The sequence below is a fragment of the Nocardia aurea genome, assembly GCF_003123685.1.
In the GTDB taxonomy this organism is placed as follows: Bacteria; Actinomycetota; Actinomycetes; order Mycobacteriales; family Mycobacteriaceae; genus Nocardia; species Nocardia aurea.
In genome coordinates, this window is sequence record NZ_QCYJ01000085.1 from 135,287 (window position 1) to 162,191 (window position 26,905).

Sequence of the window (26,905 nt, forward strand, 5' to 3'; positions counted from 1 at the left end):
GTAATCGACCTCCCGACCGAACGGCCCGCTTCCGTCAGACTCGCGCCAGCGAGCGCAGGAAGTGGGCGACCTCCTCGTGCGACATGGGTCGGTACAGCAGGATCTGGGGCAGCGAGGGGGCGAAGTAGTCGCCGATTCGCTGGGCGCCCAGCACCAGTCGCGCGCCGGTCCTGCCGCGGAGGGCGGGTGGGGCCCACGACAGGATGAGCGGTTCCAGACACGGATTGCCGGAGGTGTCGAAATAGCTGAAATGGCACAGAACCCAGCACGGGCCGCATTCGGGTAGCGCCTCGATGATCTGCGCGAAATTACCCGCCGTGCCGGAATCCGTTCGGTGGACGGTGCCGTTGTCCGAGCGCAGTCGCAGGAAGCGATTCGGGACTTTCTCGTTGTGGAAGTCGTCGAGATCGTTGTGCACCACATCGAGCGATACGCGCACCGTGGGTCCTCTTACTGCTGAAGGCGGGTCGGTCGCCAATGTAGTCGAACGTCCGAGCAAGCGGTCGGCGATCGGATCCGGCGTGACGGAATCGATGTGCTGGAAGAGGCGAAGCGGCGCGTTCACTTCGATGCCTGCCCCGATGGTGTCAGCACGAGCCTGCCGAAGACCTCACCGGCGTCCATCTTCCGGTGTGCGAGCGCGGCCTGTTCGAGCGGTAATACCTCGTGAACCACGGCTTCCAATTCACCGCGACTCGTGGCGGCCAGCGATTCGGCCGTCACGGCACGGCGGTCGGAATCGGTCACCGTATTCGCGCTGAAGGTCGCGAAGGACAATGACCGCTGGAAGGCCGCGAACATCCGCGTCCCGAAGTCGGCGGGTGGGTTGCCCCCGACGACCCCGACGGCGACCATGCGGCCGTTCGGGCGCAGCCGGTCGAAGAACGAGGGCAGATCGACGCCCGACACCACATCGATGATGACGTCGTAGTCGTCGGACGCCTCGCCTGCGTCGCCGGAACGGTCGAGCACACGGGTCGCGCCCAGCGCGCGCAGTCGACTCCCGCGTTCGGGCGAAGACGTGGTGACCGCCACCGCGCCCGCGCCACCGCGCGCCGCGAGCTGGACCGCCATGATGCCGATGCCGCCCGCCGCGCCGCGCACCAGTACCGACTCGCCGGGCACGAATCGCGCGTGACGTAGACCGAAATGGGCTACGACCGAGGAACTTCCGACCGTCACCGCGTCGACGGCCGACATGTTCGCGGGTAACGGCACCAGCGATTCGGCCGGAACGACGGCCTGCTCGGCGTAACCGCCGCCGAGTCCGGCGAAACCCCAGACCCGCCGACCGACCCACGAGGTATCGACCTCCGCGCCGACCGCGGCGACCGTGCCCGCCACCTCGCCGCCGAGGATGTGTCCCTCCCGAAATCCGTATTCGGCGAGGGTGCCGCGCCGGATCACCGAGTCGACGCCGCCGACGCCGATCGCCTCGGTGACGATCAGCGCCTGCCCCCGCTCGGGGTTCGGGTCGGGGAGGTCGACGACCTCGAGCCCGGTGGGATCGCCGAATGTTCGGATCGCAACTGCCTGCACCGTCGTCTCCCTTGTTTCGGTACCGTCGACCGACGCTAACGGACGCTTCCGTCCGTTTACCGGAAGTGAGAGTGATGACCGACCGTTTGACTCACACCCCGCGCAGTGACGCCCTGGTCAACCGTGAACGCATCCTCGACGCGGCCCGCGAGGTGTTCGCCGCCGACGGGCTGAGCGCGCCCATGCGCGAGGTGGCCCGCCGCGCCGGAGTCGGCCCGGCGACCCTCTACCGCCACTTCCCGACGAAGGAATCACTGATCACGGCGGCTTTCCGGGACCAGATGCGCGCCTGCCGCGCGATCGTCCACGAGGGGCTCGCCGACCCGGACGCGTGGCGCGGCTTCTGTTTCGTGATCGAGGAGTTGTGCGTGTTGCACGCGCGCAACGGAGGTTTCACCGCGGCTTTCATGTCCGCCTACCCCGACGCCATCGACTTCGGCGCGGATCGCGGAGCCGCGCTGGCCGCGGTCGCCGAGTCGGCCAGGCGCGCCAAGGCGACAGGCCGACTCCGTCCGGATTTCGTCATCGACGACCTGATCCTCGTCCTCATGGCCAACGCGGGCATCGACGCGGAAGCGGCACCGGAGCGTGTGGCGGCGTCCCGACGTTTCGCGGCGCTCGCGATCCAGGCACTGCGCGCCGCACCGGACGCCTCGCCGCTCCCGCCGGTGCCTCGATTGGCGCCCGCGATACCCCGCTGAGACGGATCAGGAGGGCTCGGCCCCGCCATCCTCGGCCTGCGCGCGCATGCCCAGGATGCCGTGCAGCAGGAGATCCTCCAGCGACGCGGAGAATCCGTCGAGATCATCGATACCGCGCACGCAGAGCGCGAAGAGGGCCGCGCCGGCGATGGTGTCGAGCACCGTGTCGGGATCGGGGCCCGGTCTGCCCGCGGCCCGGTCCTCGGAGAGGTATTCGGCCAGTTCGTCGCGGGTCGGGGTATCGAGCCGGGCCGAGAGTTTCTGGTACAGGCCCGCGTCCTCGCGCATCTCGGCCATCAGGCCCGGCATGGCGGCGCGGGTCTCGGCCGAGCCGAACAGTTGGATGGTCCCCCGGATCACCTTGCTGATCTCGGAGGTCAGATCGGGGGCGACCTGCTCGGAACCGACATCGGGAAATACCGCCTGGGCGATGAGATGCGCCTTGGACGGCCAGCGCCGATATATCGCCGGACGACTGACACCCGCGCGCGCGGCGATCGCGTCGATCGAGGTCGCGGTGTAACCCTGTTCGACGACCAGGCTCCGCGCGGCGTCGAGCACGGCGCGGTCCACGGCGGGATCGCGGTGCGGGCCGAGCCGGTGGCGTGCGGTCACGAAATCCGTCCTTGTCGGTGCGATAAAGAGTCGTTACAGTCTGTCACATCTAAGTCGTTACGCTCTGTAACTGCTATGGGCTCGAGGAGGAGTTCATGTCCGCTACTCAGCACCTCACCGACCCGCCCGACACCTATCGGCCGGTGCCGCTGCTCCTGGACAAAGTCATCGTGGTGTCCGGTATCGGCCCCGGGCTCGGGCATTCGCTCACGATCGAGGCGGCCCGAATGGGCGCCGACCTGGTCCTGGTGAGCCGCACCGAGACGAAGCTGCGGAAACTGGCCGACGAGGTGGCGGCTCTCGAGCGCAGAGCCCTAGTGGCGACCACCGACATCACCGACGAACAGCAACGCCGTGCGCTGGTCGAACGCTCACTCGACGAATTCGGCCGGGTGGACTGCCTGATCAACAACGCGTTCGCCATTCCGCCGATGAACCCGATCACGCAGATCGAATTGGACGCGTTGCGCACCGCGAACGAGACCAATGTCTTCGCCCCGCTGCGACTTTCGGCCCTCTTCGCTGATGCGCTCGAACGTTCGCGCGGGTCGATCGTCATGCTCAACTCCTGCGTTTCCTACAGCTCCCAGCCCGAGTACTCCGGTTACAAACTGTCCAAGGGCGCGCTGGCGCATCTGGCGTCGTCGCTGGCCACCGAACTGGGGCCGCGCGGGATCCGGGTGAACAGTGTCGCGCCGTCCTATGTCTACGAGGGCATCAACAAGGCCTACTTCGACTGGCTCGCCGACCAGGCCGGGGTCGACCACGCCGAGATCTATCGGCGCAAAGCGGCGCCGACCGATCTGCGACGGCTGGCCGGGCCGGAGGAAGTCGCCCGTGCCGCCCTGTTCCTGGCCAGCGATCTGGCCACCGCCGTCACCGGGCAGATGCTGACAGTGGACTGCGGTGAATTCCACCGATGACGACGGGAGTAGCGGTGAAGAAACGAATCGTGCTGTGGGGTACCGGCGTCGTCGGCTCGATGGTGCTGGCCGAAATCGTGCGGCACCCGCTGTTCGACCTGGTCGGTGTCGGTGTGAACAATCCCGACAAGGTGGGCAAGGACGCGGGCGAGCTGTGCGGGCAGCCGAAAACCGGTGTGCTGGCGACGAACTCGATAGAGGAGCTGATCGCGGCACGGCCGGACGCCGTCGTGCACTACGGACCCACCGCGGCGCTGGCCGACGAGAACATCCGGGTGATCGGGGCGTTCCTGCGCGCCGGTATCGACGTCTGTTCCACCGCCATGACCCCGTGGGTGTGGCCGGGGATGGACAAGTTGCCCGACGTGTGGCGCGACCCGATCACCGAGGCGTGCGCCGAAGGCGGCGCCTCGTGTTTCACCACGGGTATCGACCCCGGTTTCGCCAACGATCTGTTCCCCATGACTCTCATGGGTCTCTGCGGTGAGGTGCGGTCGGTCCGGGCATCGGAACTGCTCGACTACACCGCCTACGAAGGCGACTACGAATTCGAGATGGGCATCGGCCATCCCCCGGAATTCACCGCGCTGCTGGAACATCCCGACCTGCTCGTCATGGCGTGGGGCGCGACCGTGCCGATGATCGCGTCGGCGGCCGGGATCGAACTCGACGACATCACGACCACCTGGGACAAATGGGTGACACCTCGGGATCGCCCCTCCGCCAAGGGCGTCGTCGCGGCGGGCAGCGTGGCCGCGATCAGATTCACCATCAACGGAATTCACCGCGGCCGCGAGGTGATCACCCTCGAGCACGTCAACCGGATCGGCCGCGACGCCGCACCCGACTGGCCCGCGGGCACCAGCGACGACGTCTACCGGGTCGATATCATCGGCTCCCCGTCGATCTCCCAGGAGACCTCGTTCCGATTCACCGACGGCTCCGGCCGCACCCCCGCCGTCGCGGGTTGCCTCGCCACCGGTATGCGCGCCCTCAACGCGGTGCCCGCCGTCAACGATCTCCCGCCCGGCTGGGTGACCGCCCTGGACGTGCCGCTGATCCCGGGAAAGGGAACCATCCGCTGAATTCGCATCCCGAGATGCACCCGGCGCGCGCGTTCAGTCCTCGAACGGATACCGACCACCGAGGGCGGTCCTGTCGCGCAGGAAGAAGTTCGCGACGAGATCGTCGGCGACGCGCAGGATCGTGGCGTGTCCCTCGACCGCGGTGACCCACTCGGTCGGCAGCGCGGAAAGTCCGTGGGTGACTCCGAGCAGGTTGCCGGCCACCGATCCCGTGGAATCGGAGTCACCGGAATGGTTGACCGACAACAGCAGTGCACCGCGGATATCGCCGGTCCGAGCGGCGTACAGCGCACAGTAGACGCCGATGGCGAGGCATTCTTCGGCCACCCAGCCCGCACCGACCGCCTCCACCCGCTCCGGACTCGCCGCTCCGGCGGCATCGCATTCCACGGCGTGGCGCAGTGCGGCCACCGTCTCCTGCGCACCCGTCACCTCGGTCAGCTGTGCGATGGTATCCCGCACCGCCACCGTCAGTTCCGTGCCGTTCAGTACCCGATCCAGCAATGCGGCGAGCGCTCCGGCCGCGAGGTACCCGGTCGGGTGGCCGTGGGTCAGTTGCGCACAACGACCGGCGAAGGCGAAGGCCATATCGGGCCCGAACCCGGCCAGACCGAACGGCGCCGAACGCATCACCGCGCCGCACCCTTTCGAATCGGGATTCAGCGGTCCCGGCTTGCCCACGCGATGCGGCGTGCGCAGTCCGCGCAACTGCTGGTCGAGCCCGCGCAAACAGGCGGTACCCGGCGCGCGGACCGCATACAGGAATTGTTGCTCGGCCAGCCAACTGTCGTTGTGGGGAGGAGGTTCGCGCCGACGCTGCGTTCGTAGCCAGCGCAGATAGGCATGACGTAGTGCGGGTGCCGGGTCGGTCCCCGGCCGCCAGCGCAACAGGCCCTCCGCGGTGAACAACGTCATCTGCGTGTCGTCGGTGACCTCACATGGCACTGCGCGATTCGAGACGAACCCGGTCGTCCCGCCCGTACCGAAACGTGTACGAATTCTCGCCAGGTCCATGAATTCGATCGGTGCGCCGAGAGCGTCGCCGACCGCTCCACCCAACAGCGCGCCACGCACTCGATCGAGAACGATCGTAGACTCAACCACGGGGTAAATTATCTCAGCCTGAGCCGCATTCGGGTGGTAGAGGCAGTCCGAGGCATCGGCTCACACCGACTCGGCAGATCCGTGTCACCGGAACCGACGTTCATCTGCCCACAGCGATCGAGTATCTTGCCGCCGAACTATCCACGCGGCCCGGTCGGCGCGCGGTCGACAGCCTGCCGACCGCGCTGACGCCTACGTCTCGACGATTCTCGACCGGGCTGCGCGGTCGAGAATCGATGAGCAACGGCCCGAAGAATTCGGTATCTACACGCGCCGGAAGGTGGGGGCGCTGTCGAACAGCGAGATACGCCATTCACCCTCTTCGTCGCGGCGGGCTTCCATGTGCACGTCGGCGACGAGCGCCGTATCGGTCTGCTCCTGCTTGGCGGCGACGCCCGCGGTGGTGAAGTACGCGAGACCGAAATCGATCGTGGCCGAGTCCGCACCGCCGAAGTCGACGCGCAGGTTGTGCAGGGTGTGGCGATGGAACGGCACACCTTCCTCGGTGGCCTCGAGCCGGGCGTAACGGTCCTTGTAGAACTGCAGCACCTCGTCGCGGTTCTGTCGAACTGTGCCGCCGACGTTGTAGCGGACATCCTCGACCAACAGTTCACCCATGCCGACGAGTCCGTTGTTGACGTCGAGCTCATGGGCCCATTCGTGAACGAGCTGCTGGATGGCGATCGCCGAGGCTGCCTGCTCCAGATCGAATTTGACCATTTTCAATCCTCTTTCTCGCCGGCCGGTCCCGGCGTGTATCGCGACTCGACGCTACCTCCTGTCGCCCGCGCGCTGTGCAATACCGTCAAGGATTGTCAGGATGCGATCACCGAGTCGTTCCGCACCGCGTGGGCCCGCGGTCGCGCATCATGTTCGCTGTGGCGATGCCGACGGGCGATCACCGAACCCGCGCCACCCTTAAGGTGGACGGTGTCGAGGGAAGGGGAGTCATGGAGTTGGTCAAGGGCGCGAACGCGCCGATCGCCGCCTCGGAGGTTCTGGTCGCCGTGGTCGCGGCGGCACCGATCGATGTCGCGGCGCTACTGCTCACGCCCGCGGGCAAGGTCCGCTCCGACGCCGACTTCGTCTTCTACAACCAGCCGACCGCGCCCGGGGTCACCGTGCAGCCGCCCGACGCCGTCCGCGTCGCTCCAGGCTCGGTACCCGGCGAGATCGACAAGATCGTGGTGACCGCGAGTCTCGACGGTTCCGGACCGGCCGATTGGGGCCAGGCGGGCCCGCTGCGGGTGACGGTCACCGATACGGCGACCGGTACGGTGCTGGCGACCTTCGCGCCGACCGATCTCGGCCGCGAGACCGCCCTGATCGCCTGCGAGATCTACCGGCGTCAGGGCGCGTGGAAGGTACGCGCGGTCGGTCAGGGGTACGCGAACGGGCTGGCCGGTATCGCCACCGATTTCGGTATCAGTGTCGATGACGACGAACCGCAGTCGGCGCCGGTGTCCACCGGGCAGGCGTCGGCGTCGGCTCAGCAGGCGCAGGATCGATCCCGGCCGCTCGTTCCGCCGGTCGGCACCGCGCCGCAGCCGTACCCTGCGCCCGAGCCGTACCGCACGCCCCAGCCTGAGCAGCCTTTCGCCGCGCCGTCCCAGCAGCCGTTCCCCGGCCAGCAGCCGTACGCCGCCCCGCCGCAGCCGTACCCCGCGCAACAGGCGCAGCCCTATCCAACGCCGTATCCCGCGCAACCGCCCCATGTGGACGCCGCGCCTCAGCCGTACGGTGCGCAGCCGTATCCGGCGTCGCAATCCGGACAACCGCCGGGTCACGGCTATCCCCAACACCCGCCCGCGTTCGGTGCACCGCCCGCCGCCTCGCCGTTCGATGGGACATCACCCGAGGCCGCGCCGCGATTCGGTCAGCCGACGGTCAGCCTGGACAAGGGCCGAGTCTCGTTGCGCAAGAACGAAACCGTCTCGCTCACCAAACAGGGTGCGCCGCCACTGAGTCGCGTGCGGATGGGGTTGGGATGGGACCCGGCTGTCAGTGGACGCAACATCGACCTGGACGCCTCGGTCATCGCCTACGACAACCGGGCCAAGAAGCTGGTCAATGTCTGGTTCATGAGGCAGGAGGCGTTCAACGGCGTCATCCGGCACTCCGGCGACAATCTGACCGGACGTGGCGAGGGCGACGACGAGGTGATCTCGGTCGATCTGACCGCGTTGGGTCCGGAGGTCTACGCCCTGGTGTTCACCGTCAACTCGTTCGCGGGGCATACCTTCGACCAGGTCGGCCGCGCGCATTGCCGCTTGGTGGACGACAATTCCGGCGCGGAACTGGTGCGTTTCGAATTGTCCAAGGGGGAGCGGATGACCGGTGCGTTCATGTGCATGCTGACTCGTGGCGCACAGGGCTGGAATATGACGGCGCTCGGCGAGTACGCGAAAGGGTCGACGGTGCGCAAGATGGTCGACCCGGGAAAGCGTTTCGTGCTGACGTCCCTCGGCTGAACGCGACAGCGGGTACGGCCCCGATACGTCTACGTCACGAGCAAGGTCCAGACCGGAAGAAGTACCAAAGCCACGACCGTGGTCTTGACGACCACCGATCCGGCGAAATCGAGTCCGACGTTATATCGTCCGGCGAGCACGAAGACGTTCTGCGGTGTCGGCATGGCCGCGAGCATCGTGAGGTAAGCGGGCCACGGATCGTCTACGTGGACAACATATTCGGTCACCCCGTAGACCATCGACGGCAGAATCGCGCATTTGAACACGATGACGGCGTTCTCGTCCGGGGTCGCGCCGCGCAGGCGCAGCGTGGAGCCGCCCAGATGCAGGCCGAGCGCGATCAACGCCACCGGTGAGGCCGCGTCTCCGGCGAAGGACAGGCCCGACAGGACCGATTCGGGCACCGGCCACGAGGCGAGATTCGCGACGATCGCGGCGACGCACGCGACGACGACGGGCGTGGCCAACGCCGCGCCGACCGATCGCGTGACGGTCACCGCCGGATTCCGACGGGTCTCGTGGTCGGTTCGGGCGAATTCGAGAACCGTCAGCACGACGACGGTCAGCAGGCACACCTGCAGGATCAGGATCGGGAAGATCGGCGCGGCGTCGCCGAACAGTTGCACGAACACCGGGATGGCGAAGTAGGCGGTATTGACCTGGCAGGCGGCCATCATCCGCAGGGCGGTGTCCGCGGGGCCGAGTTCGGCGCGGCGTAGGCAGAGCGTCGCGACGATCACCATGCCGGTGATCGCCACGGCGGCGTACGCGCCGATCGCGGTGAGGTCGAACAGGCGCCCGAGATCGCTGCCGTAGAGTTTCGGAAACAGATATGCCGGGATCAACAGCAGGAACGCCAAGTCGCACAGTGGTTTCGAGAGCTCGCTCGCGATGATCTTCCGCCGTGCCAGCCACCATCCCGAGACCACCAGCCCGGCGACGGGCAGCAGACGCGTCAGTGTCGCGGTGATCTCGTTCACCGGACCGTCACCGACGGCCTTCGCCCGCGCGACGGTGGGTGAACCCTTGTCGCGCGGGCGAACTCTCCGATATTCGAGTGTCTATTTCTGGACGGTGCGGGCGAGGATGCCCAGGGTCGCGCGTAGTGCCGATTCCGGAATGATCGGGAAGATGCCCGCTTCCCGATAGCGCGGGGCGATCTTGCTCCAGTCGTAGTACGAGGTGACCAGGGTGCCGATCTCGCTGGGTTCGAGCCGGTAGCCGTAGAGGTGTTCGATCGGCGGCTGGATCGCGCCGGAGATCGTCCATTCCAGATGCGCGTCCTGCTCGAATTCGGTGATGATGACCGTCACGTCGTATTTGCCCATCGGGAAGTCGTTGAGCGACTCACGATCCATGTGCACGACGAACTCGTCGCCGACACCGTTGACCGGTTTGCCCTCCGCCGATTGCAGCATGCCGGAACTGTCGATCGTGACGTGCCCCTCGGGGGAGCGCAGCAGCGTGAAGATCTCCGCGGGTGACGCGGCGATCTGCCGCTGGACCTCGAACCGTTCTACCGTCATGCCCTCCACCCTCGCACATCCGGTCGGCGCTCGAACCGGTTCGGGAACGCGCCGACTACTAGTAGGCTAGCATGCTAGCATCGGTCGGTGGGCGACGAGGATGTGAAGCAGTTCAACGTGTACCTGCCGATCGGACTGATCAAAGAGGTCAAGTTCCGCGCGATCGAGACGGGTTCATCCCTGTCGGCACTGGTCGCGCAGGCGTTGCGTGCCTACCTCGACGACACCGATCAGCAGACTTCCGGAAAGGAATGACATGACCACCGAAGGTATCGAAGCGGTATTCCTCGAAACGCATAATTGGGGCCGCACGGCCGGATTTCTCCGAGCGCTAGGCTTCGAGATGGAATTCGACACCGGCCACAACTCCGGCCAGTTCCGCAACGGTGAAGGGCGACCGTATGTCTTCGTCGCCGAGATCCCCGGGACCGAGCAACCCCGTACCCAGCTGATGCTGAAGGTGGCAGATCCCGAGCAGGTCCACCTCGACGGTGATGTCGACGTGGTCAGCGGCTTCGAGGAAACTCACTACGGCACAAGGGAAATGACCGTCCGTGATCCGGACGGCCGCCTCTGGGCCCTGCAAGCCCCGGGCAAGGGGTGACGATGGGGGCCGAAGCGACCGCAGGGCCGGACAGCACCGCGGTCCGGGTCGCGCTGTGGCGGGCACTGCACGTGCTGGAGGATTCGGAGCCGCACGTGATGTCCGACGAGATCGGACTGCGGCTCGCCGACGTCGACGACGACTGGCGAAACCGACCCGATATGGACCCGAAGGCGACGAGTTCGTCCCGCGCGGGAATCGTCGCCCGCGCGCGATTCGTGGAGGATCTGGTCGCCGAACAGGTCGAACACGGTGTCGACCAATACATTCTGCTCGGTGCGGGTCTGGACACCTTCGCCCAGCGCAGGCCCGATATCGCGGCCCGGCTGAGGATCTTCGAGATCGACCGGCCGGAGCCGCAGGCATGGAAACGCCGACGTCTCGCCGACCTCGGATTCGGCGTCCCGGAACGATTGCGGCTGGTGCCGGTCGATTTCGAGACCGACTCGTGGTGGGACCGGTCGATCGCCGCCGGATTCGATCCGGGTCGCCCCGCCGTGGTGAGCTCCACCGGGGTCGCCATGTATCTGACCCGCGAGGCGAATATCGCTACCCTGAACCAGCTTTCGAGACTTGCCGCCGGATCGACCGTGGCCATGACCTACCTGCAACCGCTCGAACTCGTCGGGCCGGACGAGCGGGCGATACGACAGGTCATCGAGCGCAACGCCCGCGCGTCGGGAACCCCGTTCCTGAGCTTCTTCGGCCCGGACGAGATGTTGCGTCTGGCGGGGGAGTCGGGTTTCGCCACCGCGGAGATCATTTCGGCCGACGACCAGAGGCGGCGCTACTTCGCGGACCGCGCGGACGGATTGCGACCGGCGGATTCGGAGCAGATGTTGAAGGCGACGACGTAGCAGGCGTCGCTGGACGGGGGTCTTCGTGTCGTGAAGAGTCGCCGACGAATTCGTTCAGGCCTGCAACAGTTCGCGTAATCCTTGCGCGTACGCGCGGGGATACATGCGCGGACCGGTATGCCCACCGGGGAATCGCACGACGCTCACCTCCAACAGAGCGGCGAGCGCGGGTGCGGTCCGCGCGATCACGCCGGTTGTCGTCGCACCGACCGCCGGGATGATCGCCGAGGAACGGTCGCGCAACGCGGCCGTGTCGGGACGATACGTCCGAACGGCCGGAGCGTCGTGGGTCAGGAAGTACTCGAGATTGCCCGCCCGGTAGGGGCTGGGGCCGGGCAGGTCCACATCGGGTTCGCGATCGACCACCGCGAGACCGGCCAGTCGTGCGAACTGGGCCATGGCGGCGGGCACACCGTCGGCGAGATGCGACTGCTCGATCTCGTACTGCGCCGTCGCGAGTTCGGAACGTTCGGGCTCGGAGAGCAGTGCCGCGGCGGGAGGTTCGTGCACCACGGCGAGCCGCACCAGATCCGGGTGCCTGGTGAGCAGTTCCAGGGCGATGACCGCGCCGATACTGGAGCCGAAGACGGCGGCGGGCGCGTCGGACAGCGTTCGTAGGATCTGTGCCGCGTCGTCGGCGTGGGTGGAAATATCCGACGGTGGTCCGGCGTCTGCGCTACGGGACAATCCGCGCCGGTCGAAGGTCGCCACGGTGAAATCGGTCGCCAGATGGTCGGCGAGCCGGTCGTAGGTGTCGGCATCACCGTCCCCGCCGGGGAGGAGCAGCAGGATCGGTCCACTGCCTCGCGTGCGGTGGTAGAGCGCTGTGCCATCGGAATCGAGATCGGCTTCCATGGTGGTTCCCCTCGGCTACTCGTGGTCGCTACGCGTGCGGATCGGTTCCCTCGCTACACACCAGCGGCCGGGACGTCTGTTCCGTCGGCTCGATGTCGGGTTCCCGGCGTACCTCGCGTCGGCGCCAGTGCGTGATCCCGCGATGTGCGGCGAAGGTGCCGATGATCGCGGTGGCGCACCACACGGCGATCGCGGTGTAGGCCAGTGGTGCGGACAGGTCGCCGATCGACGCGCCGAGCGCGGTGTAGACGAAGGCGCGCGGCGCCGACCCGATGAACGAGCCCGCCGCCATCTGCCACAACGGAATTCCGAACGCGCCGAACACATAGGAGGCCATCGCGTCCGGGATGCCGGGCACGAAACGCTGCCCGACCACGGCCCACAGGCCGTGGCGTTCGACCTGCGCGTCGATGCGATCGGAACGCGCGGTGCCCAGGAGCGCGCGGGCGCTGTCGCGGCCCGCGCGCTGCCCGAGGAAACTGGAGATCGTCGCGGTGCCCACGGTCGCGCCCAGTGTCACGAAGGTGCCGACCAGCGGGCCGAACAGCAGTCCGCTCCCGGCGGCCAGAATGGGGCCGGGGATCAGGATCGCGCCGAGAACAGCGGATACCGGTACGTAGACGAACGGCGCGGCGGGGCCCGTCGCCGCCACCATGGACCGCACGCCATCGATATCGATCACCCGGGCGACGGCGACGAGATAGAACGTCCCGAGCAGGAAGATCACGCACGCCGCGAGTCGCACGGTATGACGCCACCTGCCGCCCGGGGCGGAATCGTCCTCGTCGTTCATGGTGACCCCATCCTGCCGCACCCCGCCCGGACTCTCGAATCGATCCGATTCGCGGCAGTTGCCCGATTCGCGGGTGGAGGCCGCCTGGGCGCGAGGCTACCCGGTGCAAAATTTCTGTTAATCAGTCGGTCACATAAATGGTAATGAGACGTGGTAGATGTATTGTATTGATCAGAATGTGCGTTAACATATGGGAAGCATTCGGTAATGCCGGGCGACGGGGCCGACAGGGTCGGGAATGTCGCGTCGAACGTGGTGGGAGCAACACCTGCGCGATGTGCTCACGGCGGTGGGCGGCCGCCGCGGAAAAGGTGTCTCGGGTCCGAGGAGAAGGCATGCGATGACCGCTGAAGGATGGTTCCCGTCCGAAGGGGACGTGCACCTGCGGATCTGGCTGGCCGACACGGTGTTCGACTACGTGGTGTCGGTCGCGGCGGCACGTAACATCATCCAGGACTGGACCCGAAAGCATTGGTACACCATCGAATTGATCCGCGATACGATCGAGGATCGTCGCCCGCTGCCGCGCCTGCCGTGCGAACGGCTCTTCCACGGATCCTGAACGTCGACGTCGACGCCGACCCGGCACCGCGCGAACTACTCCGGGCCCGCCCCCACGGGGACGGGCCCGGAGTCGTCACACCGATCAGGTGAGGTCGAACCGATCGTTGTCGGCCACCTTGACCCAGGCGGCGACGAAATCGTTCACGAATTTCGCCGCACCGTCGCGCTGGGCGTACACCTCGGCCACCGCGCGCAGTACCGAATGCGACCCGAAGACCAGGTCGTTGGCCGTGGCCGTCCACTTGACCGTGTCGGAGGATCCGTCGAAGCCCTCGTAGACGTTCTCCGCGGACTCCGACGCCTTCCAGCGCGTGCTCTGATCGAGGAGATTGACGAAGAAGTCGTTGCTCAACACGCCGGGCCGGTCGGTGAACACACCGTGCGCGGTGCCACCGTAGTTGGCGCCGAGGGCGCGCAGACCACCGATCAACACGGTCAACTCGGGCGCGGTCAGATCGAGCATGTATGCCCGGTCCAGCAGCAAACGCTCGAGCGGTGCCTTCTCGCCCGCCCGCACATAGTTGCGGAACCCGTCGGCGCGTGGTTCGAGCACGGCGAACGACTCCACGTCGGTGTCGGCCTGGGTGGCATCGGTGCGACCGGGCGAGAACGGCACCGTCACGTCGTGTCCGGCGTCCCTCGCCGCCTTCTCGACCGCGGCGGACCCGGCGAGCACGATGACGTCGGCGAGTGAGACCTTTTTGCCCCCGGACGCCGAATCGTTGAATTCCGTCTGGATCCGCTCGAGCACGGGCAGGACCTCGGCGAGCCGATCCGGCTCGTTGACCTCCCAGTTGCGCTGCGGCTCCAGGCGAATCCGGGCGCCGTTGGCCCCGCCGCGCTTGTCGGTGCTGCGGAAACTCGCCGCCGACGCCCACGCGGTCTTCACCAACTGGGTCACCGAGAGGCCGGCGTCGAGGATCTTGTTCTTCAGCGCCGCGATATCCCGCTCGTCGATCAGCGCGTGATCGACGGCCGGGACGGGATCCTGCCACAGCTGCGGCTCGGGAATCCACGGCCCGAGGTAACGGCTGACGGGTCCGAGATCGCGGTGCAGCAGTTTGTACCACGCCTTGGCGAAAGCCTCGGACAGTTCCTCTGGATGGTCGAGCCAGCGGCGGGTGATCTCGCGGTAGATCGGGTCCTCGCGCAACGCGAGATCGGTGGTCAGCATCGTCGGCGTCCGCGCGGGCCCGTCGAACGGATCCGGAATGGTGCCCGCGCCCGCGCCGTCCTTCGGCTTCCACTGCGCCGCGCCCGCGGGGCTCTCGGTCAGCTCCCATTCGTAGCCGTAGAGATTCTGGAGGAAGCCGTTGCCCCACTTGGTCGGCGTCGCGGTCCAGACCACCTCGAGGCCGCTGGTGATCGCGTCCTTGCCCTTACCGGTGCCGAACGCGCTCTTCCAGCCGAGGCCCTGCTGTTCGATCGGGGCGGCCTCCGGTTCCGCGCCGACCAGGTCGGCGTCGCCCGCGCCGTGGGTCTTGCCGAAGCTGTGACCGCCGACGATCAGTGCCGCGGTCTCCTCGTCGTTCATCGCCATGCGGCCGAACGTCTCGCGGATATCGCGTGCCGCCGCCACCGGATCCGGCCTGCCGTTGGGCCCTTCGGGATTGACGTAGATCAGACCCATCTGGACGGCGCCGAGCGGTCCCGACAGTTCCCGGTCGCCGCTGTAGCGTTCGTCGCCGAGCCAGGTGTCCTCCGGACCCCAGAAGACTTCTTCCGGCTCCCAGATATCGGGACGGCCGAAGCCGAAACCGAAGGTCTGGAACCCCATCGATTCCAGTGCCACATTGCCCGCGAACACCAGCAGGTCGGCCCAGGAGATCGAGTTGCCGTGCTTCTGCTTGACCGGCCACAGCAGACGGCGGGCCTTGTCGAGATTGGCGTTGTCGGGCCAGCTGTTCAGCGGCGCGAAACGCTGGGCGCCCTGTCCGCCGCCGCCCCGGCCGTCGGCGATGCGATAGGTGCCTGCGGCGTGCCAGCTCATCCTGATGAAGAGCCCGCCGTAGTGGCCGTAGTCGGCGGGCCACCAGTCCTGCGAATCGGTGAGCACCGCCGTGACGTCGGCCTTGAGCTCGTCGACGTCGAGTTTCGCGAATTCGGTCGGATAGTCGAAATCCGCGCCGAGCGGATTGGCCTTGGACGAGTGGCCGTGCAGCACCGAGACATCGATCTGCTCCGGCCACCAGTCGGTGTTGGTGTGCGGGCGCTGGTCGGTTTTCACCGTCGGGGCCGGGATCGCCGGGTTCTCGCTCTCGCTCGCGTCGCGAGTTTCGGTCGGGCGGCTATCTGATGCCACAGCATTCCTTCCGTGGAGGGGTGATCGGGGCTGCGATCACCGGGTTGATCGAGAAATCTGTGATTGCGCACAGTCCGGACACCGACCCCAGTAGACGACCTCGGCCTCATCGATCGCGAAGCCGTGATCATCGGAAGCGGTCAGACACGGTGCCGCGCCGAGGGCACAGTCGACATCGGCGATCACCCCGCAGGTGCGGCAGACGACGTGGTGGTGATTGTCGCCGACCCGCGACTCGTAGCGGGCCACCGATCCCGACGGCTGGATCCGCCGGACCAGTCCGGCGGAGGAGAGGGTGCTGAGCGAGTCGTAGACCGTCTGGTGCGACACCTCGGGCAATTCGGACCGAACGGCACGGATGATCGAATCCGTGTCCGCGTGCGGGTGGTCGTGCACCGCGCTCAGTACCGCGACCCGCGGACGGGTCACGCGTAACGAAACTCCTCGCAGCAACTGCTGGAACTCCGAGCCGGTCGGCACGTCCCGAAGTCTCGTCCGCTTTCTGGAATCAGTCAAGCATTCGGATCGAAATCGGAGGTCGACGCGGGGCAGTGCTGTGCGGTCATGGCTGTGCGGTCAGGTCCTGGTGATCGCCGGGACCGCGTAGGTTCCATCGAGCACCGACGGCGCGGGCTCGTACATGCGCAGTATCGGCCGGAAATCACCCGCGGGCGCGGGAAGCCAGTTCGCGAACGCGACGGGATCGGTCGGGGCGGTGTGGCTGATGGTGATCGTGATGGCGCCGCTGTCCTCCAGGACCGTTCCCGGGGTGCGGTCGCCGACCGAGTAGCGGTCGATCGGGTTGGCCACCAGGAAGAAATCCGGCATGGAGTACATGGTCAGCGACCAGAACGCGCCGACCGGCGGCGTCGGATCCAGACGCAGTGTGTAGGTGTTCGCGCCGTTGAGCCGACGGCCCTGATCGTCGACGTAGGTCACGAGATAGGCGGCTTCGTAGGCGTGATTGCCCCAGAGCCCGCCTTTGGCCGCTCCCGCCCGTTCGAGGATCCGCACCTTCGGGTCCGCGGTCTTGAATCTCGGGTCGTCGAGCGTGCCGACCTCGAAGAAGTCGAGGTTGTAGTCGAACGCGTGGAAGGTCAACTTCCAGCCGTTCGACTCCAGACTCGCTCCGTGCAGCAGAACCGAATCCAGCTCCTTCTCCCCGGCGGCGAGACCCGTGTACAGCGCGGACGCGGTCTCGACGTCGGGTGACACGTACGGGGACGCGCCGACGTCGCCGATACCGATCGACGCGAACGAGTCCTGCAACTCACGGTCGCGATCCGCGGGCGGGAACGCCTGCGACCACACCCGGAGTTTTTCGAAGAACAGCAGGTTCGCGCCGACCGCCGGGTCCGGAGAAGGCAGTCCCGACGGCTCGGCCGCGCTGTCGAGCGGCGTCAGCGTCGTGGCGTCCTGTAACGCGTGCACCGCGGGAAGGTCGTCGGCTCCCGAACATGCCCACCGACCGAGGATCGAGGCGACCCGGGTCGGGAACCGGATGACGGTGCTACCGGCCGGAACCGTCCCGTCCCAATCCGGTGGCACGAGAAGGAAATCGCCTGTCCCCGTCCCCGTGGCACGGTGACCGACATAGGCGAAATTGTCGGTCCACGCGTCGATGAACTGTAGGACGTAGTACCGCCCGGCGGTGTCGGGCACATGGAGGGCCACCGGCCCGACCGACAGATCGAGTTGGGCCATCGAATACACGGTGTCGTTGTTGATCGACACGAAGGTGTCGGCCGGTCCGGCCAACGTCCTGGCATGGGAGAACGTGTTGAACGGCGCCGCGGGATTCGATCCGATTCCCTCGTGCACTGCCCGCTGGACCTGCTCCAGATCGAAGACGAGCGGAAATCCGTACAGGTAGGCGTGCGCGGCGACATCGGGTGATACCTGGCTCGTCATCGGTGATCCGTCCTCCGGTCCGTACAGGGCAGGCGCGCGACGGCGGGAGCGGTGCGCACGCTGACCAGCGTCCGACGATCACCCGTGACCGGGCATCACCTGGTCGGGGTGATACGGCCTCGCGGCGTCCCGGCGGAGGTCAGTCGGGCGCGGGGCGGACGAGGATCGCGCGGGCGTAGAGCAGTTGGAAACCGGTTCGCTGCGCGTTGTGCTGTGACGTGGACCCGGGCTGTGTGGTGACGACCGCGAGATCACAGCCCGCTTCGCTCGCCAGGGCCAGACGTGCGGAGAGCAGCGCGCCCTGCACGCCGCGTCGTCGGAATCGGGGCAGGGTCGCCGCGCCGCAGAGCTGTGCGATCCCGTCGCTCAGACGCAGGCCCGCGCCACCGGCGGGCGCGCCGTCGATCCTCGCGAGCGAGGCGAGAAAACCGCTCGTCGCGGCCATATCGCGTTCGGCGCTCTCGATGGCCTCGCGCGGAAATTCCTCGTGGGAGGCGACACCCCGGGTATCGGGGGTCGCGAAGCCGTCGACCACCACCGTCATCCAGATATCGAGATCCGAAGGCGGGACCGCCTCGATATCGATACCCGTCGCGGCGTGGGCGCGCCGCCCGGGTGCCAGGCGAAGACCGAGGACGTTCTCGAACCCCGACAGCACATAACCGCGCCGGGTCAGTTGTGTCACGACTGCCGGATCGGCCACCGTCGAGACCTCGAACTGCACCGGCGAACGCCGTTCGGCGAATGCCTGTTCCACCGCGACGAGATCGTTCTCGTCGAGGCCGCCGTCCATGCCGACACCGACCACCTTGTCCAACGGCGAATCCGGGCCCGCCCACACCGCGCTACCGCCACCGATCGGCAGCGTGACGACCCGCTCGCGGGGTTCGCGCGCCGCCGCTGCCCGCGCCCCCTCTTCGATGAGAGTTCGTTCGGCCCCCTCGATCCGCGACACAAGTTCGGTCCCGGCGAACAAACCCGTTTCTGATGACATAACGCCGATTCCTACCACCCGGAACACCGCGTGCCCACCGAATTTCGCGTCGCGCCCCCTCGTGGCCTCGCGACGCCGGGGGCATTCGGCCGCGTGCGCGCGGCGACGTAGGCTCGATAGTCGGCGCGATCGTGTCGCCACGTCCACCGTCCCGATACGAGGAGGTTCGCAGTGCGGATCGGAATCATGCTCGACGCACCCTCCGGGCCCGACGGCCTGGTCCGCTTGACCGAGCAACTGCGACGCGGCGCCGAGGAGGGTTTCGATTCCGCGTGGCTGTCGCACATCTTCGGCATCGACGCGCTCACCGCGCTCGCCGTCGCGGGCAGTCAGGTGCCCGATATCGAGATCGGCACCGCCGTGGTGCCCACCTATCCGCGTCATCCCGGAGCATTGGCCCAACAGGCGCGGACCACGGCGCTCGCGGTCGGCCCGAACCGGCTGAATCTGGGGATCGGTCTGTCCCACAAAATCGTCATCGAGAACATGTTCGGCTACGACTTCGACCGGCCCGCCCGGCACATGAAGGACTACCTGTCGATCCTGGTCCCACTACTGGAGAATCGCCCCGTGTCCTATACGGGCGAGACCTACACCGCAAACCTGCAATTGTCGGTCGCCAACGAGGGCCGGGTGCCGGTACTGCTCGCGGCCCTCGGTACCGCGATGCTGCGGTTGGCGGGACGCCGGACCGACGGCACCGTTCTGTGGATGACCGGCCCGGCCACCATCCGCGAGCACATCGCGCCGACCATCACCGCCGCGGCGGCGCAGGCCGAGCGCCCCGCGCCCCGCGTCGTCTGCGCGCTGCCGGTCCTGGTTACCGACGACGCCGACGCCGCGCGCGCGACGGCCGCCGAGAATTTCGCCGCCTACGGCTCACTGCCCTCGTACCGGGCGATGATGGACCGCGAAGGTGTATCCGGCCCCGGCGACCTCGCGATCGTCGGCTCGGAAAAAGAGGTGACGGCCCGGATCGAGGCGATTTTCGAAGCGGGCGCCACCGAATTCGTCGGCGCGGTGTTCGCGGGCGGTGACGAGGGCGCGCAGACCAGGGCCCTGCTCACGTCACTGGCGAAATAGGCTCGCCGCGGACTCGCTCCGACGACTCTCGTCGGAGGGAGTCCGGCCCCGTCCTGTGGGTTTGCTGGAACCACGGGTCCGGATCGAACTTCGGCTCCGATCAGCCGAGATGACGGTGCTAGCCGCGTATGCTGGCGATATGCTGCTAGGTGGGTCGGTCGCCCGTCCCGGATATCGTGGTTCCGGAGCGGGGCTACGGGTCGGGAGTTAGGGTCCGCCGATGGTCGATGACGGCCAGTTACGCACCGAAGGTGATTTCGCCGCAAGGATAGCCACCGATCTGAAAGCGGCGGGTTTCGATGACGCCGCCGAGATCGGGCGCGGCGGGTTCGGTGTGGTGTTCCGCTGTGAGCAGCCCGCGCTGGACCGGACCGTCGCCGTCAAGGTGTTGACGGCGGATCTGGAGGCCGAGCATCTGGAACGTTTCCTGCGTGAACAGCGCGCGATGGGGAAACTGTCCGGGCATCCGAATATCGTCAGCATCCTGTTCAGCGGTGTCCTGACGGCGGGCAGGCCCTATATCGTGATGCCGTTCCATCCGCGGAAGTCGTTGCAGGACAGCATCGAACGCGACGGGCCGTTGCCGTGGGGCGAAGCGGTGCGGATCGGTGTGAAGGTGGCGGGCGCGCTCGAGGCCGCGCACCGCGCCGGAGTGCTGCATCGTGACGTGAAACCGGGCAATATCCTGACCACCGAATACGGTGAGCCGGAACTGACCGATTTCGGAATCGCCCATGTCTCCGGCAGTTTCGTGACCAGTACCGGTGTGATCACCGGCTCGCCCGCCTTCACCGCGCCGGAAGTGCTCAAGGGGCACGCGCCGACCGCGCTCTCCGACGTCTACAGTCTCGGTGCCACCCTGTTCTGTCTGATGACCGGGCACGCGGCCTTCGAGCGGCGGGTGGGGGAGAAGGTCGTCACGCAATTCCTGCGCATCACCTCCGAACCGATCCCAGACCTGCGCGAACACGACATCCCCGACGAGGCGTGCCGCGCGATCGAGCGCGCCATGTCCGAGGAACCCGCCGATCGGTTCCCGTCCGCCGCCGCTCTGGGCACCCACCTGGCCGAGATCCAGCAGGTCTACGGTCTCGCGGTGGATCAGATGGCACTGCCCTCACGATCGCGAGCGGTGGACGAGATCTCCGAACCGCCGCGCACCGTGGCATCGATCGTGGAAACGCGGCAGGCGTCGGTGCCGAGTACTCCACGTCCGCGCCCGACGGTGGTGACGAAGTTCCGGCCGCCGACGCCGAGCCGTCCGCTGGTGTCGCGCGACAGGCTGTTCGGCATGCTCGACGACGGACATCGGCGCAGGCTGATCGTGATCCACGCGCCTGCGGGTTTCGGCAAGAGCACGCTGACCGCGCAGTGGCGCGCCAGACTGGTCGAGCAGGGAGTCGCGGTCGCCTGGTTGAGTATCGACCGCGACGACAACAACGCCGCATGGTTGCTCGCCCATCTGGTCGAGGCGTTGCGGCAGGCGCTGCCCGCCCTCGCCGACGAACTGACTCGCCTGATGGAGTTACACGGCGAGGACGCCGAACCCTATGTGCTGACCACGCTGATCAACGAAGTCCATTCCGAGGGTAGGCAGGTCGCGTTCGTCATCGACGACTGGCACCGGGTGGTCGATCCGGCCGCGGTCGCGGTGCTCGGCTACCTGCTCGAACACGGCTGCCACCACCTGCAGTTCATCGTGACCAGCCGCAACCGTGCCGGATTGCCGATGAGCAAGATGCGCGTCCACGACGAATTGGTCGAGATCGGCGCCGACACCTTGCGTTTCACGCTCGCCGAGGCGCGGTTGTTCTTCGAGGGCGCGGGCGGGCTCGCGTTGGATTCGACCGATATCACCCACCTGACCGAATCGACCGAAGGGTGGGTCGCGGCAATGCAATTGGCGTCGCTGTCGCTGCGCGACTGTGACGATCCGGGCGAGCTGATCGGCAGTATCTCCGGCAGTAGCAACACCATCGGTGATTTCCTGGCCGAGAACGTGCTCGACGGTCTGGAACCACGGTTGCGGACCTTCGTTCTGCGTACGTCGGTGACCCGGCGGCTGTCGCCCGGCCTGGCCGCGGAACTGTCGGAAACACCGGACGGGCCCGCGTTACTCGCCGAGGTGGAGGCGCGCGACCTGTTCCTGAGCCGGGTGGATTCGGACCCGGGGTGGTTGCGCTACCACCACATGTTCGCCGACTTCCTCCGTCAGCGCCTGGCCCGCGAACATCCCGAATGGGTCGCCGACCTGCATCGCAACGCTTCCCGATGGTTCGCCGAGCACCAGTACCTGCGCGAGGCCGTCGATCACGCGCTGGCCGCCGGAGACGAGGCCCGCGCGGTCGAACTGGTCGAAGACGACGGCACCCGGCTGATGGAACAGGGGCGTTTCGCGATCGTGCCCGGGCTCATCGCGAAACTTCCGCCCGCCGCCGTCCGCGCGAGTCCGCGATTGCAGTTGACCACCGCGTGGGCCGGCCTGCTGCTGCGAAATCCGGTGGGGGTCAACACCGCGCTGGCACAGGTGCGAGCTCTGCTCGCGCAGGGCGTCGAGGATGCCGACGCGGTGGAAGTCGAGGCCGCGGTACTCGACGCCGCCGTCCGCGTCGCGGGCGATCGCGTCGACGGTGTGAGCGAACGCCTGGCGGATTGTCTGGCGCGCCCGGAGCTGTTCGATCCGTGGGTGGTCAATACCGCGGCCGATATGGCGACATTCGTCGCCATCTACCGTTTCGACTATCCCGAAGCACACCGGTTGCAGCAGTGGGCCGAGGCCTATCACCGCCGCAACCGCGGCCCGTTCAGCGCCATGTACGGGCACTGCTTCGACGGGATCGCCGCGAACAAAGAGCTCGATATCCGCACGGCCCAGAACAGTTTCCGCAAGGCCATCCAGGTCGCGAGGAATTCCGGAGGCAGCGGTTCGCACAGCGCGCGCACCGCGGGCGCGCTCCTGGGTGAGCTGCTGTTCGACGTCGGCGAGATCGACGCGGCCGAGCAATTACTCGACGAGGGGTACTCGGTGCTCGGCACCGAGGGCGCCATGGTCGACGCGATCGCGGCCAGCTACGGAACCGGAGCGCGCATCAAGGCGCTGCGCGGGGATCTCGACACGGCCCGACGGTATCTCGAAGAAGGCCGCCGGATCGCCGACGAGCAATCACTGCCACGCCTGCGGGCCCGCGTCGACAACGACGGCCTGCTCGCGGGCCTGACGGACACCGAACCCGCACCCGACCCGATGCCGCCGAGCGACACCGACGGCATCGCGTTGCTCACCGCCGAATTCCGCGAGGAGTCCGCGATCCGACGACTGCTGGCTCGGCACTCGACCACGGCCGCCGCGCTGGCCTGTGAGCGGGCACGTCGCCTCGTCGACAGGATCGCGCGAATGCCGCGCCCCCGCGCGCTGCTGCGCGCCAGACTTCTCCTGATCACGTGCCTGGCCGCCACGGAGGAACGAGACGAAGCCGAGCGGATCCTGCGTCCCCTGGTCAACCGATGCGCCGAACTGGGCCTGGTCGGAATCCTGAGGTTCGGCGATCCGAGGATCCGAGATGTTCTGCGGGACATGACCGCGGACGGAACGGATTCGTGGCCGAGCGATTTCGTCCGGCGGGTGCTCGCTCCGCTGTCATGACCCGAGGGTCACAAGCCTCGGTGGCGTGGACTTGCCCGGCACCCTCGGCCTTCGACAGCGATGATCACCGCAGGGGAAGGGGATGTTCGGGGTCGAGGGCGGGCAGACCGTCGATGCTGTGGCCGTTGTCGCCCGCGATCCGTCCGGCGAATTTCTCCTCGGGCACCACGGCGAGATGAGCATCCAGAACGGGTCGCTCGCCCACGAGGTCGTAGTAGGGGACCGCGTATCCGCACGAATCCGCGATCCGATCCACCGCGATCACGATGGCCATCCGAACGCCGGGGTGCTCCGTCCCGAAATGGGTTCGCAGGGTGTCGAATTCCGCGTCGTCGGGGCGGACGACACGGCCCGTGCCGAACAGGCGCAGGATTCGGGAGTTGCGGGTGAACGAACAGAACATGATGGTGATCCGGCCGTTGTCGCGCAGATGCGCGATGGTTTCCACGCCGCTGCCGAACAGATCGAGGTAGGCGACGGTGTGATCGTCGATCACGGCGAAGGTATCGCGGTACCCCTTGGGAGACAGATTCACCCGACCCCCCTCGGAGGGCGCGGTCGCGACGAAGAACATCGCCTGCTTCGCGATGAACTCACGCAACGAATCATCGATGGACGAAAACACCTTGGCCACGGGTTCCCCTTCCCACACCGTTTCGACACAGCGGTCGTGTTCGAGCCTAGCCTCGTTACCCATAGCTCGTTACCCACAGCTCGGCCGATGAGTTCGCGGCTCCCGGGGAGTCGAAACTCATGACACCCTAGGAAAGGACACCGCTATGTCGGAGCTTCTCGTCGACTTCATCACCTCCCTCGACGGCTACGCGTCGGGAGAGGGATGGCCCGGGTTCTGGGGCCTGGAGGGTCCGGAGTACCTCAGCTGGCTCGGGGAGCAGCCGGAGGCCACCCACCTGATGGGAGCGAACACCTACCGCCTGATGTCGGGCTTCGCCGCGGGCGAGGTCCCCGATGGCCAAGACGAGTTCAGGCCGGAAGAAGAGGCGTCCGTCGACGGGCTCACGAAAGCGTCCAAGGTGGTGTTCTCCTCCTCGCTCGAGCAGCCTCTGACGTGGGCCAATTCCACGCTCGTCCGTGACGACGCCGTCGAGGCGGTCCGCGCCATGAAATCGACTGGTTCGGGACTCCTCACCACGATCGGAAGCCTGAGCCTGTGCCGGTCTCTGCTACGCGCCGGACTCGTCGACCGATTCCGGGTCGTGATGTTCCCGGTCATCACCGGTGCCACGGGCGCGGAACGTATCTATGACGGCTATCCGGATGTCGCCCTCGAGATGATCGAGCACCGCACCTTCGACGGCCGCATCCAGTTGGTCGAGTACAAGCCCCGCGTCCTCGAGCGCCCTCCGCTCGGTGCCCCCGCGTGACGTCGCCTCTCAACCGTTCCGGACCGCCGCCAGGACCTGGCATCCAGCTCGACATTCCAGGTATCGGCGGTGGCCGGATCGGAGCGAAGCTGAACTCGTGAACCGAGCACCCGACGCCCTGTGATGCCGCTGATCGCTCGGGCTGTTCCCGGCCCCGGGAGTGCGGGGTCGGCACCGCTCGTCGGTGCGATGTGAAACGCTTCGGCACATGGCGATCGTCCACAACACCACCCTCGTCCCGTCGAAGCTGGAACTGCTGACCGTCTGGCTGCCGCGGCAGTCCTGGTACCGCGGCCCGGAACGTCCTCGGCTCGCCCGTGCGGGCGGATTCCGGCTCGACGACCCGGAGGGCGAGGTGGGAATCGAAGTGGTGGTCGTGACCGACGCGGCCGGTACCGAGCCGGTCGGCTACGTCGTGCCGATGACCTACCGGGCCGCCGCCCTGCCGGAGTGCGCGGGCGCGCTCGTCGGAACCACCGAGCACGGGGTGCTCGGCACACGGTTCGTCTACGACGCGCCCGCGGACCCGGTCTTCCGGACGCAGTTGCGGGCACTGGTCCGCGGCGGCGTCCGGGCGCAGGCCCAGCATGCCAGCGACACTCCTGATCCCACCGTGCTGGTCGGCGCGGCGCCGGAGGTTGCCGGTGTCGACCTCGTGCGGGTGCCGGTTCCGTCGAACGCGGCGCCCGCATCCGGTGAGGTGTCGATCGCGTGGGAGTTGCCGGACGGGAGTCGAACGCGCGGCGTCATCGCGCGCGCCCGCTGACCCGGCGTTCGATTCGGGCCACGCGACCTACGCGGTGGAACTCAGTTCTCGCGGCTGCCGACCGACCGGGCCAGGAAAGGCCAGGAACGTCGCAGGTCGTCCTCCCAATAACCCCAGGAATGGGTGCCGACCGGCCTGTCGTCCACCGTCACAGGAATATTCAGCTCATCGAGCCGATTCGCCAGGTTCAGTGTGCAGTAGCGGATGGCCGCCTCGATCGGTCCGCCGAACGCGATCTGGACCGGCAGCGGAATCCGACCGTCCTGGACCCGGGGATCGGCGGGAGTGTCGTGCGGAGCGGCGGGGATCCCGCTGCCCGTGCTCAGGTAGATCTCGGTGCCGCGCAGCCGTTCCGCGTTGACCAGCGGATCGTTCGCGCGCCACAGCGGTCCGTTGCGCGGGCCCCACATGTTCTCGACGCTCTGGCCACCGCCCCAGTTCTCCACCGTGATGCGGACGAACTCCTGCCCGACGGGATCCGAGGTCTGTGCGCAACCGCTGTAGGAGGTGACACTGCGCCAGAATCCGGGTTTGGCGATCGCCAGATTCAGCACCGAGGTGCCGCTCATGGAGACGCCGACCAGCGCCCGGTCGTTGTTCGCGCCGAGGAATTCCTCGATGGCGGGCGGCAATTCCTCGTTGATGAATGTCTGCCATTTGTTGTAGCCGAGGACGGCGTCCTCGCGCACCCAGTCGGTGTAATAGGAATTGCTGCCGCCGTAGGGGGTGACGACATTGAGGTCCTTGTCGCGCAGGAAACTCACCGCGTCGGTCTGCGCGTCCCAGCCGCTCTGATTCGGGCCGCCCCCGGATCCGTTGAGCAGGTACATCGTCGGTCGCGGTCTCGTGGTATCCGCGGCCCTGATGACCTGCACCATGATCGGCCTGTTCATGGCGGGCGAGAAGACCATGACGTTCTGCTGCCTGTCGTTCACATTCTCCGCGGAGACCACATGGGCCGCCCCCGGCTGCGCGTGAGCGGCACCGGGTGCGCAGACCAGGCCCGCGGCGGCGAGTGCTCCCGCCAGCACCCAGTGCACCGTCGCCGTCCGTGCCGATCGCCGTTTGCTCACTGTCGAGGATCCTCTCGGGTAGTCCGAACCGCTCCGTGATGCCTCGGTAGAACCGGCATCCCTCGGGATTCGCACTGCCCCCGCCCCCGGTTTGGTTGTGCGCTCAACGGA

At 67.3% G+C, this 26,905-nt stretch carries 27 protein-coding genes; 12 read left to right on the top strand and 15 right to left on the bottom strand.

Going from position 1 to position 26,905, the window contains the following annotated elements; genetic code table 11:
* Positions 1–34 precede the first annotated feature (34 nt).
* Together DAT37_RS17305 and DAT37_RS17310 are read right to left on the bottom strand one after the other, a co-directional pair.
* Complete coding sequence (locus DAT37_RS17305) at positions 35–439, bottom strand: hypothetical protein (protein WP_157978524.1); 405 nt, start codon at positions 437–439, stop codon at positions 35–37.
* Between the two features lie 122 nt (positions 440–561).
* Positions 562–1,539, bottom strand: coding sequence for a zinc-binding dehydrogenase (locus DAT37_RS17310; protein WP_109525801.1), 978 nt, complete (start codon positions 1,537–1,539; stop codon positions 562–564).
* 74 nt (positions 1,540–1,613) lie between these two features.
* On the opposite strand from DAT37_RS17310, the gene DAT37_RS17315 reads away from it, so the two are divergent.
* Positions 1,614–2,240 carry a TetR/AcrR family transcriptional regulator gene (locus DAT37_RS17315; RefSeq protein WP_109525802.1) on the top strand — a complete coding sequence of 209 codons (627 nt, stop codon included), beginning with the start codon at positions 1,614–1,616 and terminating at the stop codon, positions 2,238–2,240.
* 6 nt (positions 2,241–2,246) lie between these two features.
* Here DAT37_RS17315 and DAT37_RS17320 read toward each other — a convergent pair whose 3' ends face one another.
* A complete protein-coding gene (locus DAT37_RS17320; protein ID WP_109525803.1) occupies positions 2,247–2,855 on the bottom strand; it encodes a TetR/AcrR family transcriptional regulator in 609 nt (202 codons plus the stop codon).
* 95 nt (positions 2,856–2,950) lie between these two features.
* Here DAT37_RS17320 and DAT37_RS17325 point away from each other — a divergent pair, with 95 nt between their 5' ends.
* Complete coding sequence (locus DAT37_RS17325; protein ID WP_109525804.1) at positions 2,951–3,778, top strand: SDR family oxidoreductase; 828 nt, start codon at positions 2,951–2,953, stop codon at positions 3,776–3,778.
* On the top strand, positions 3,775–4,863 hold the full coding sequence (locus DAT37_RS17330) for an NAD(P)H-dependent amine dehydrogenase family protein (protein ID WP_109525805.1): 1,089 nt from the start codon (positions 3,775–3,777) through the stop codon (positions 4,861–4,863). The genes DAT37_RS17325 and DAT37_RS17330 overlap by 4 nt, the downstream gene beginning before the upstream one ends.
* 33 nt (positions 4,864–4,896) lie before the next feature.
* On the opposite strand, the gene DAT37_RS17335 is transcribed toward DAT37_RS17330, so the two are convergent.
* Complete coding sequence (locus DAT37_RS17335; protein ID WP_198654309.1) at positions 4,897–5,967, bottom strand: ADP-ribosylglycohydrolase family protein; 1,071 nt, start codon at positions 5,965–5,967, stop codon at positions 4,897–4,899.
* A 264-nt stretch (positions 5,968–6,231) separates the two neighbouring features.
* A complete protein-coding gene (locus DAT37_RS17340) occupies positions 6,232–6,687 on the bottom strand; it encodes a nuclear transport factor 2 family protein (protein ID WP_109525807.1) in 456 nt (151 codons plus the stop codon).
* Positions 6,688–6,917: 230 nt separating this feature from the next.
* Between DAT37_RS17340 and DAT37_RS17345 the strand changes: the two genes are divergently transcribed.
* Complete coding sequence (locus DAT37_RS17345; protein WP_109526055.1) at positions 6,918–8,438, top strand: TerD family protein; 1,521 nt, start codon at positions 6,918–6,920, stop codon at positions 8,436–8,438.
* A gap of 29 nt (positions 8,439–8,467) precedes the next feature.
* Here DAT37_RS17345 and DAT37_RS17350 read toward each other — a convergent pair whose 3' ends face one another.
* Together DAT37_RS17350 and DAT37_RS17355 are read right to left on the bottom strand one after the other, a co-directional pair.
* Entirely contained in the window at positions 8,468–9,418 is a 951-nt protein-coding gene (locus DAT37_RS17350; protein ID WP_109525808.1) for an AEC family transporter, read from the bottom strand.
* An 81-nt stretch (positions 9,419–9,499) separates the two neighbouring features.
* A complete protein-coding gene (locus DAT37_RS17355; RefSeq protein ID WP_109525809.1) occupies positions 9,500–9,964 on the bottom strand; it encodes an SRPBCC family protein in 465 nt (154 codons plus the stop codon).
* Positions 9,965–10,051: 87 nt separating this feature from the next.
* Here DAT37_RS17355 and DAT37_RS17360 point away from each other — a divergent pair, with 87 nt between their 5' ends.
* The 3 genes from DAT37_RS17360 to DAT37_RS17370 are packed head-to-tail and all read left to right on the top strand — an operon-like array spanning position 10,052 to position 11,425.
* Complete coding sequence (locus tag DAT37_RS17360; protein ID WP_109525810.1) at positions 10,052–10,219, top strand: ribbon-helix-helix protein, CopG family; 168 nt, start codon at positions 10,052–10,054, stop codon at positions 10,217–10,219.
* 1 nt (position 10,220) lies between these two features.
* Entirely contained in the window at positions 10,221–10,568 is a 348-nt protein-coding gene (locus DAT37_RS17365) for a VOC family protein (protein ID WP_109525811.1), read from the top strand.
* A gap of 2 nt (positions 10,569–10,570) precedes the next feature.
* A complete protein-coding gene (locus DAT37_RS17370) occupies positions 10,571–11,425 on the top strand; it encodes a class I SAM-dependent methyltransferase (RefSeq protein WP_109525812.1) in 855 nt (284 codons plus the stop codon).
* 54 nt (positions 11,426–11,479) lie between these two features.
* Here DAT37_RS17370 and DAT37_RS17375 read toward each other — a convergent pair whose 3' ends face one another.
* Entirely contained in the window at positions 11,480–12,280 is an 801-nt protein-coding gene (locus tag DAT37_RS17375) for an alpha/beta fold hydrolase (RefSeq protein ID WP_109525813.1), read from the bottom strand.
* Between the two features lie 28 nt (positions 12,281–12,308).
* Complete coding sequence (locus DAT37_RS17380; protein ID WP_109526056.1) at positions 12,309–13,073, bottom strand: TVP38/TMEM64 family protein; 765 nt, start codon at positions 13,071–13,073, stop codon at positions 12,309–12,311.
* Between the two features lie 340 nt (positions 13,074–13,413).
* Here DAT37_RS17380 and DAT37_RS17385 point away from each other — a divergent pair, with 340 nt between their 5' ends.
* Positions 13,414–13,635 (top strand): hypothetical protein, encoded by a 222-nt coding sequence (locus DAT37_RS17385; protein ID WP_109525814.1) that lies wholly within the window; start codon positions 13,414–13,416, stop codon positions 13,633–13,635.
* A gap of 84 nt (positions 13,636–13,719) precedes the next feature.
* On the opposite strand, the gene katG is transcribed toward DAT37_RS17385, so the two are convergent.
* The 4 genes from katG to DAT37_RS17405 form a co-directional block, all read right to left on the bottom strand.
* Positions 13,720–15,939, bottom strand: coding sequence for a catalase/peroxidase HPI (gene katG, locus DAT37_RS17390; RefSeq protein ID WP_109525815.1), 2,220 nt, complete (start codon positions 15,937–15,939; stop codon positions 13,720–13,722).
* Between the two features lie 36 nt (positions 15,940–15,975).
* Positions 15,976–16,419, bottom strand: coding sequence for a Fur family transcriptional regulator (locus tag DAT37_RS17395; RefSeq protein WP_109525816.1), 444 nt, complete (start codon positions 16,417–16,419; stop codon positions 15,976–15,978).
* Between the two features lie 96 nt (positions 16,420–16,515).
* Positions 16,516–17,850: a DUF1254 domain-containing protein gene (locus DAT37_RS17400; protein WP_109525817.1), complete on the bottom strand. Its 1,335-nt coding sequence runs from the start codon at positions 17,848–17,850 to the stop codon at positions 16,516–16,518.
* Between the two features lie 139 nt (positions 17,851–17,989).
* Positions 17,990–18,844: a GNAT family N-acetyltransferase gene (locus DAT37_RS17405; RefSeq protein WP_109525818.1), complete on the bottom strand. Its 855-nt coding sequence runs from the start codon at positions 18,842–18,844 to the stop codon at positions 17,990–17,992.
* Positions 18,845–19,015: 171 nt separating this feature from the next.
* On the opposite strand from DAT37_RS17405, the gene DAT37_RS17410 reads away from it, so the two are divergent.
* On the top strand, positions 19,016–19,927 hold the full coding sequence (locus DAT37_RS17410) for a TIGR03564 family F420-dependent LLM class oxidoreductase (protein ID WP_109525819.1): 912 nt from the start codon (positions 19,016–19,018) through the stop codon (positions 19,925–19,927).
* A 220-nt stretch (positions 19,928–20,147) separates the two neighbouring features.
* Entirely contained in the window at positions 20,148–23,570 is a 3,423-nt protein-coding gene (locus tag DAT37_RS17415; RefSeq protein WP_109525820.1) for a serine/threonine-protein kinase, read from the top strand.
* 64 nt (positions 23,571–23,634) lie between these two features.
* Here the strand turns inward: DAT37_RS17415 and DAT37_RS17420 are convergent, their stop codons facing one another.
* Positions 23,635–24,204 carry a pyridoxamine 5'-phosphate oxidase family protein gene (locus DAT37_RS17420; RefSeq protein ID WP_109525821.1) on the bottom strand — a complete coding sequence of 190 codons (570 nt, stop codon included), beginning with the start codon at positions 24,202–24,204 and terminating at the stop codon, positions 23,635–23,637.
* Between the two features lie 145 nt (positions 24,205–24,349).
* Between DAT37_RS17420 and DAT37_RS17425 the strand changes: the two genes are divergently transcribed.
* Both DAT37_RS17425 and DAT37_RS17430 read left to right on the top strand, forming a co-directional pair.
* The gene (locus DAT37_RS17425; protein WP_109525822.1) at positions 24,350–24,955 is read left to right on the top strand and encodes a dihydrofolate reductase family protein; all 606 of its coding nucleotides are present in this window, start codon (positions 24,350–24,352) and stop codon (positions 24,953–24,955) included.
* Between the two features lie 208 nt (positions 24,956–25,163).
* Entirely contained in the window at positions 25,164–25,721 is a 558-nt protein-coding gene (locus DAT37_RS17430; protein WP_109525823.1) for a maltokinase N-terminal cap-like domain-containing protein, read from the top strand.
* 41 nt (positions 25,722–25,762) lie between these two features.
* Here the strand turns inward: DAT37_RS17430 and DAT37_RS17435 are convergent, their stop codons facing one another.
* Positions 25,763–26,794: an alpha/beta hydrolase gene (locus tag DAT37_RS17435; protein WP_232839813.1), complete on the bottom strand. Its 1,032-nt coding sequence runs from the start codon at positions 26,792–26,794 to the stop codon at positions 25,763–25,765.
* Between the last annotated feature and the right edge of the window lie 111 nt (positions 26,795–26,905).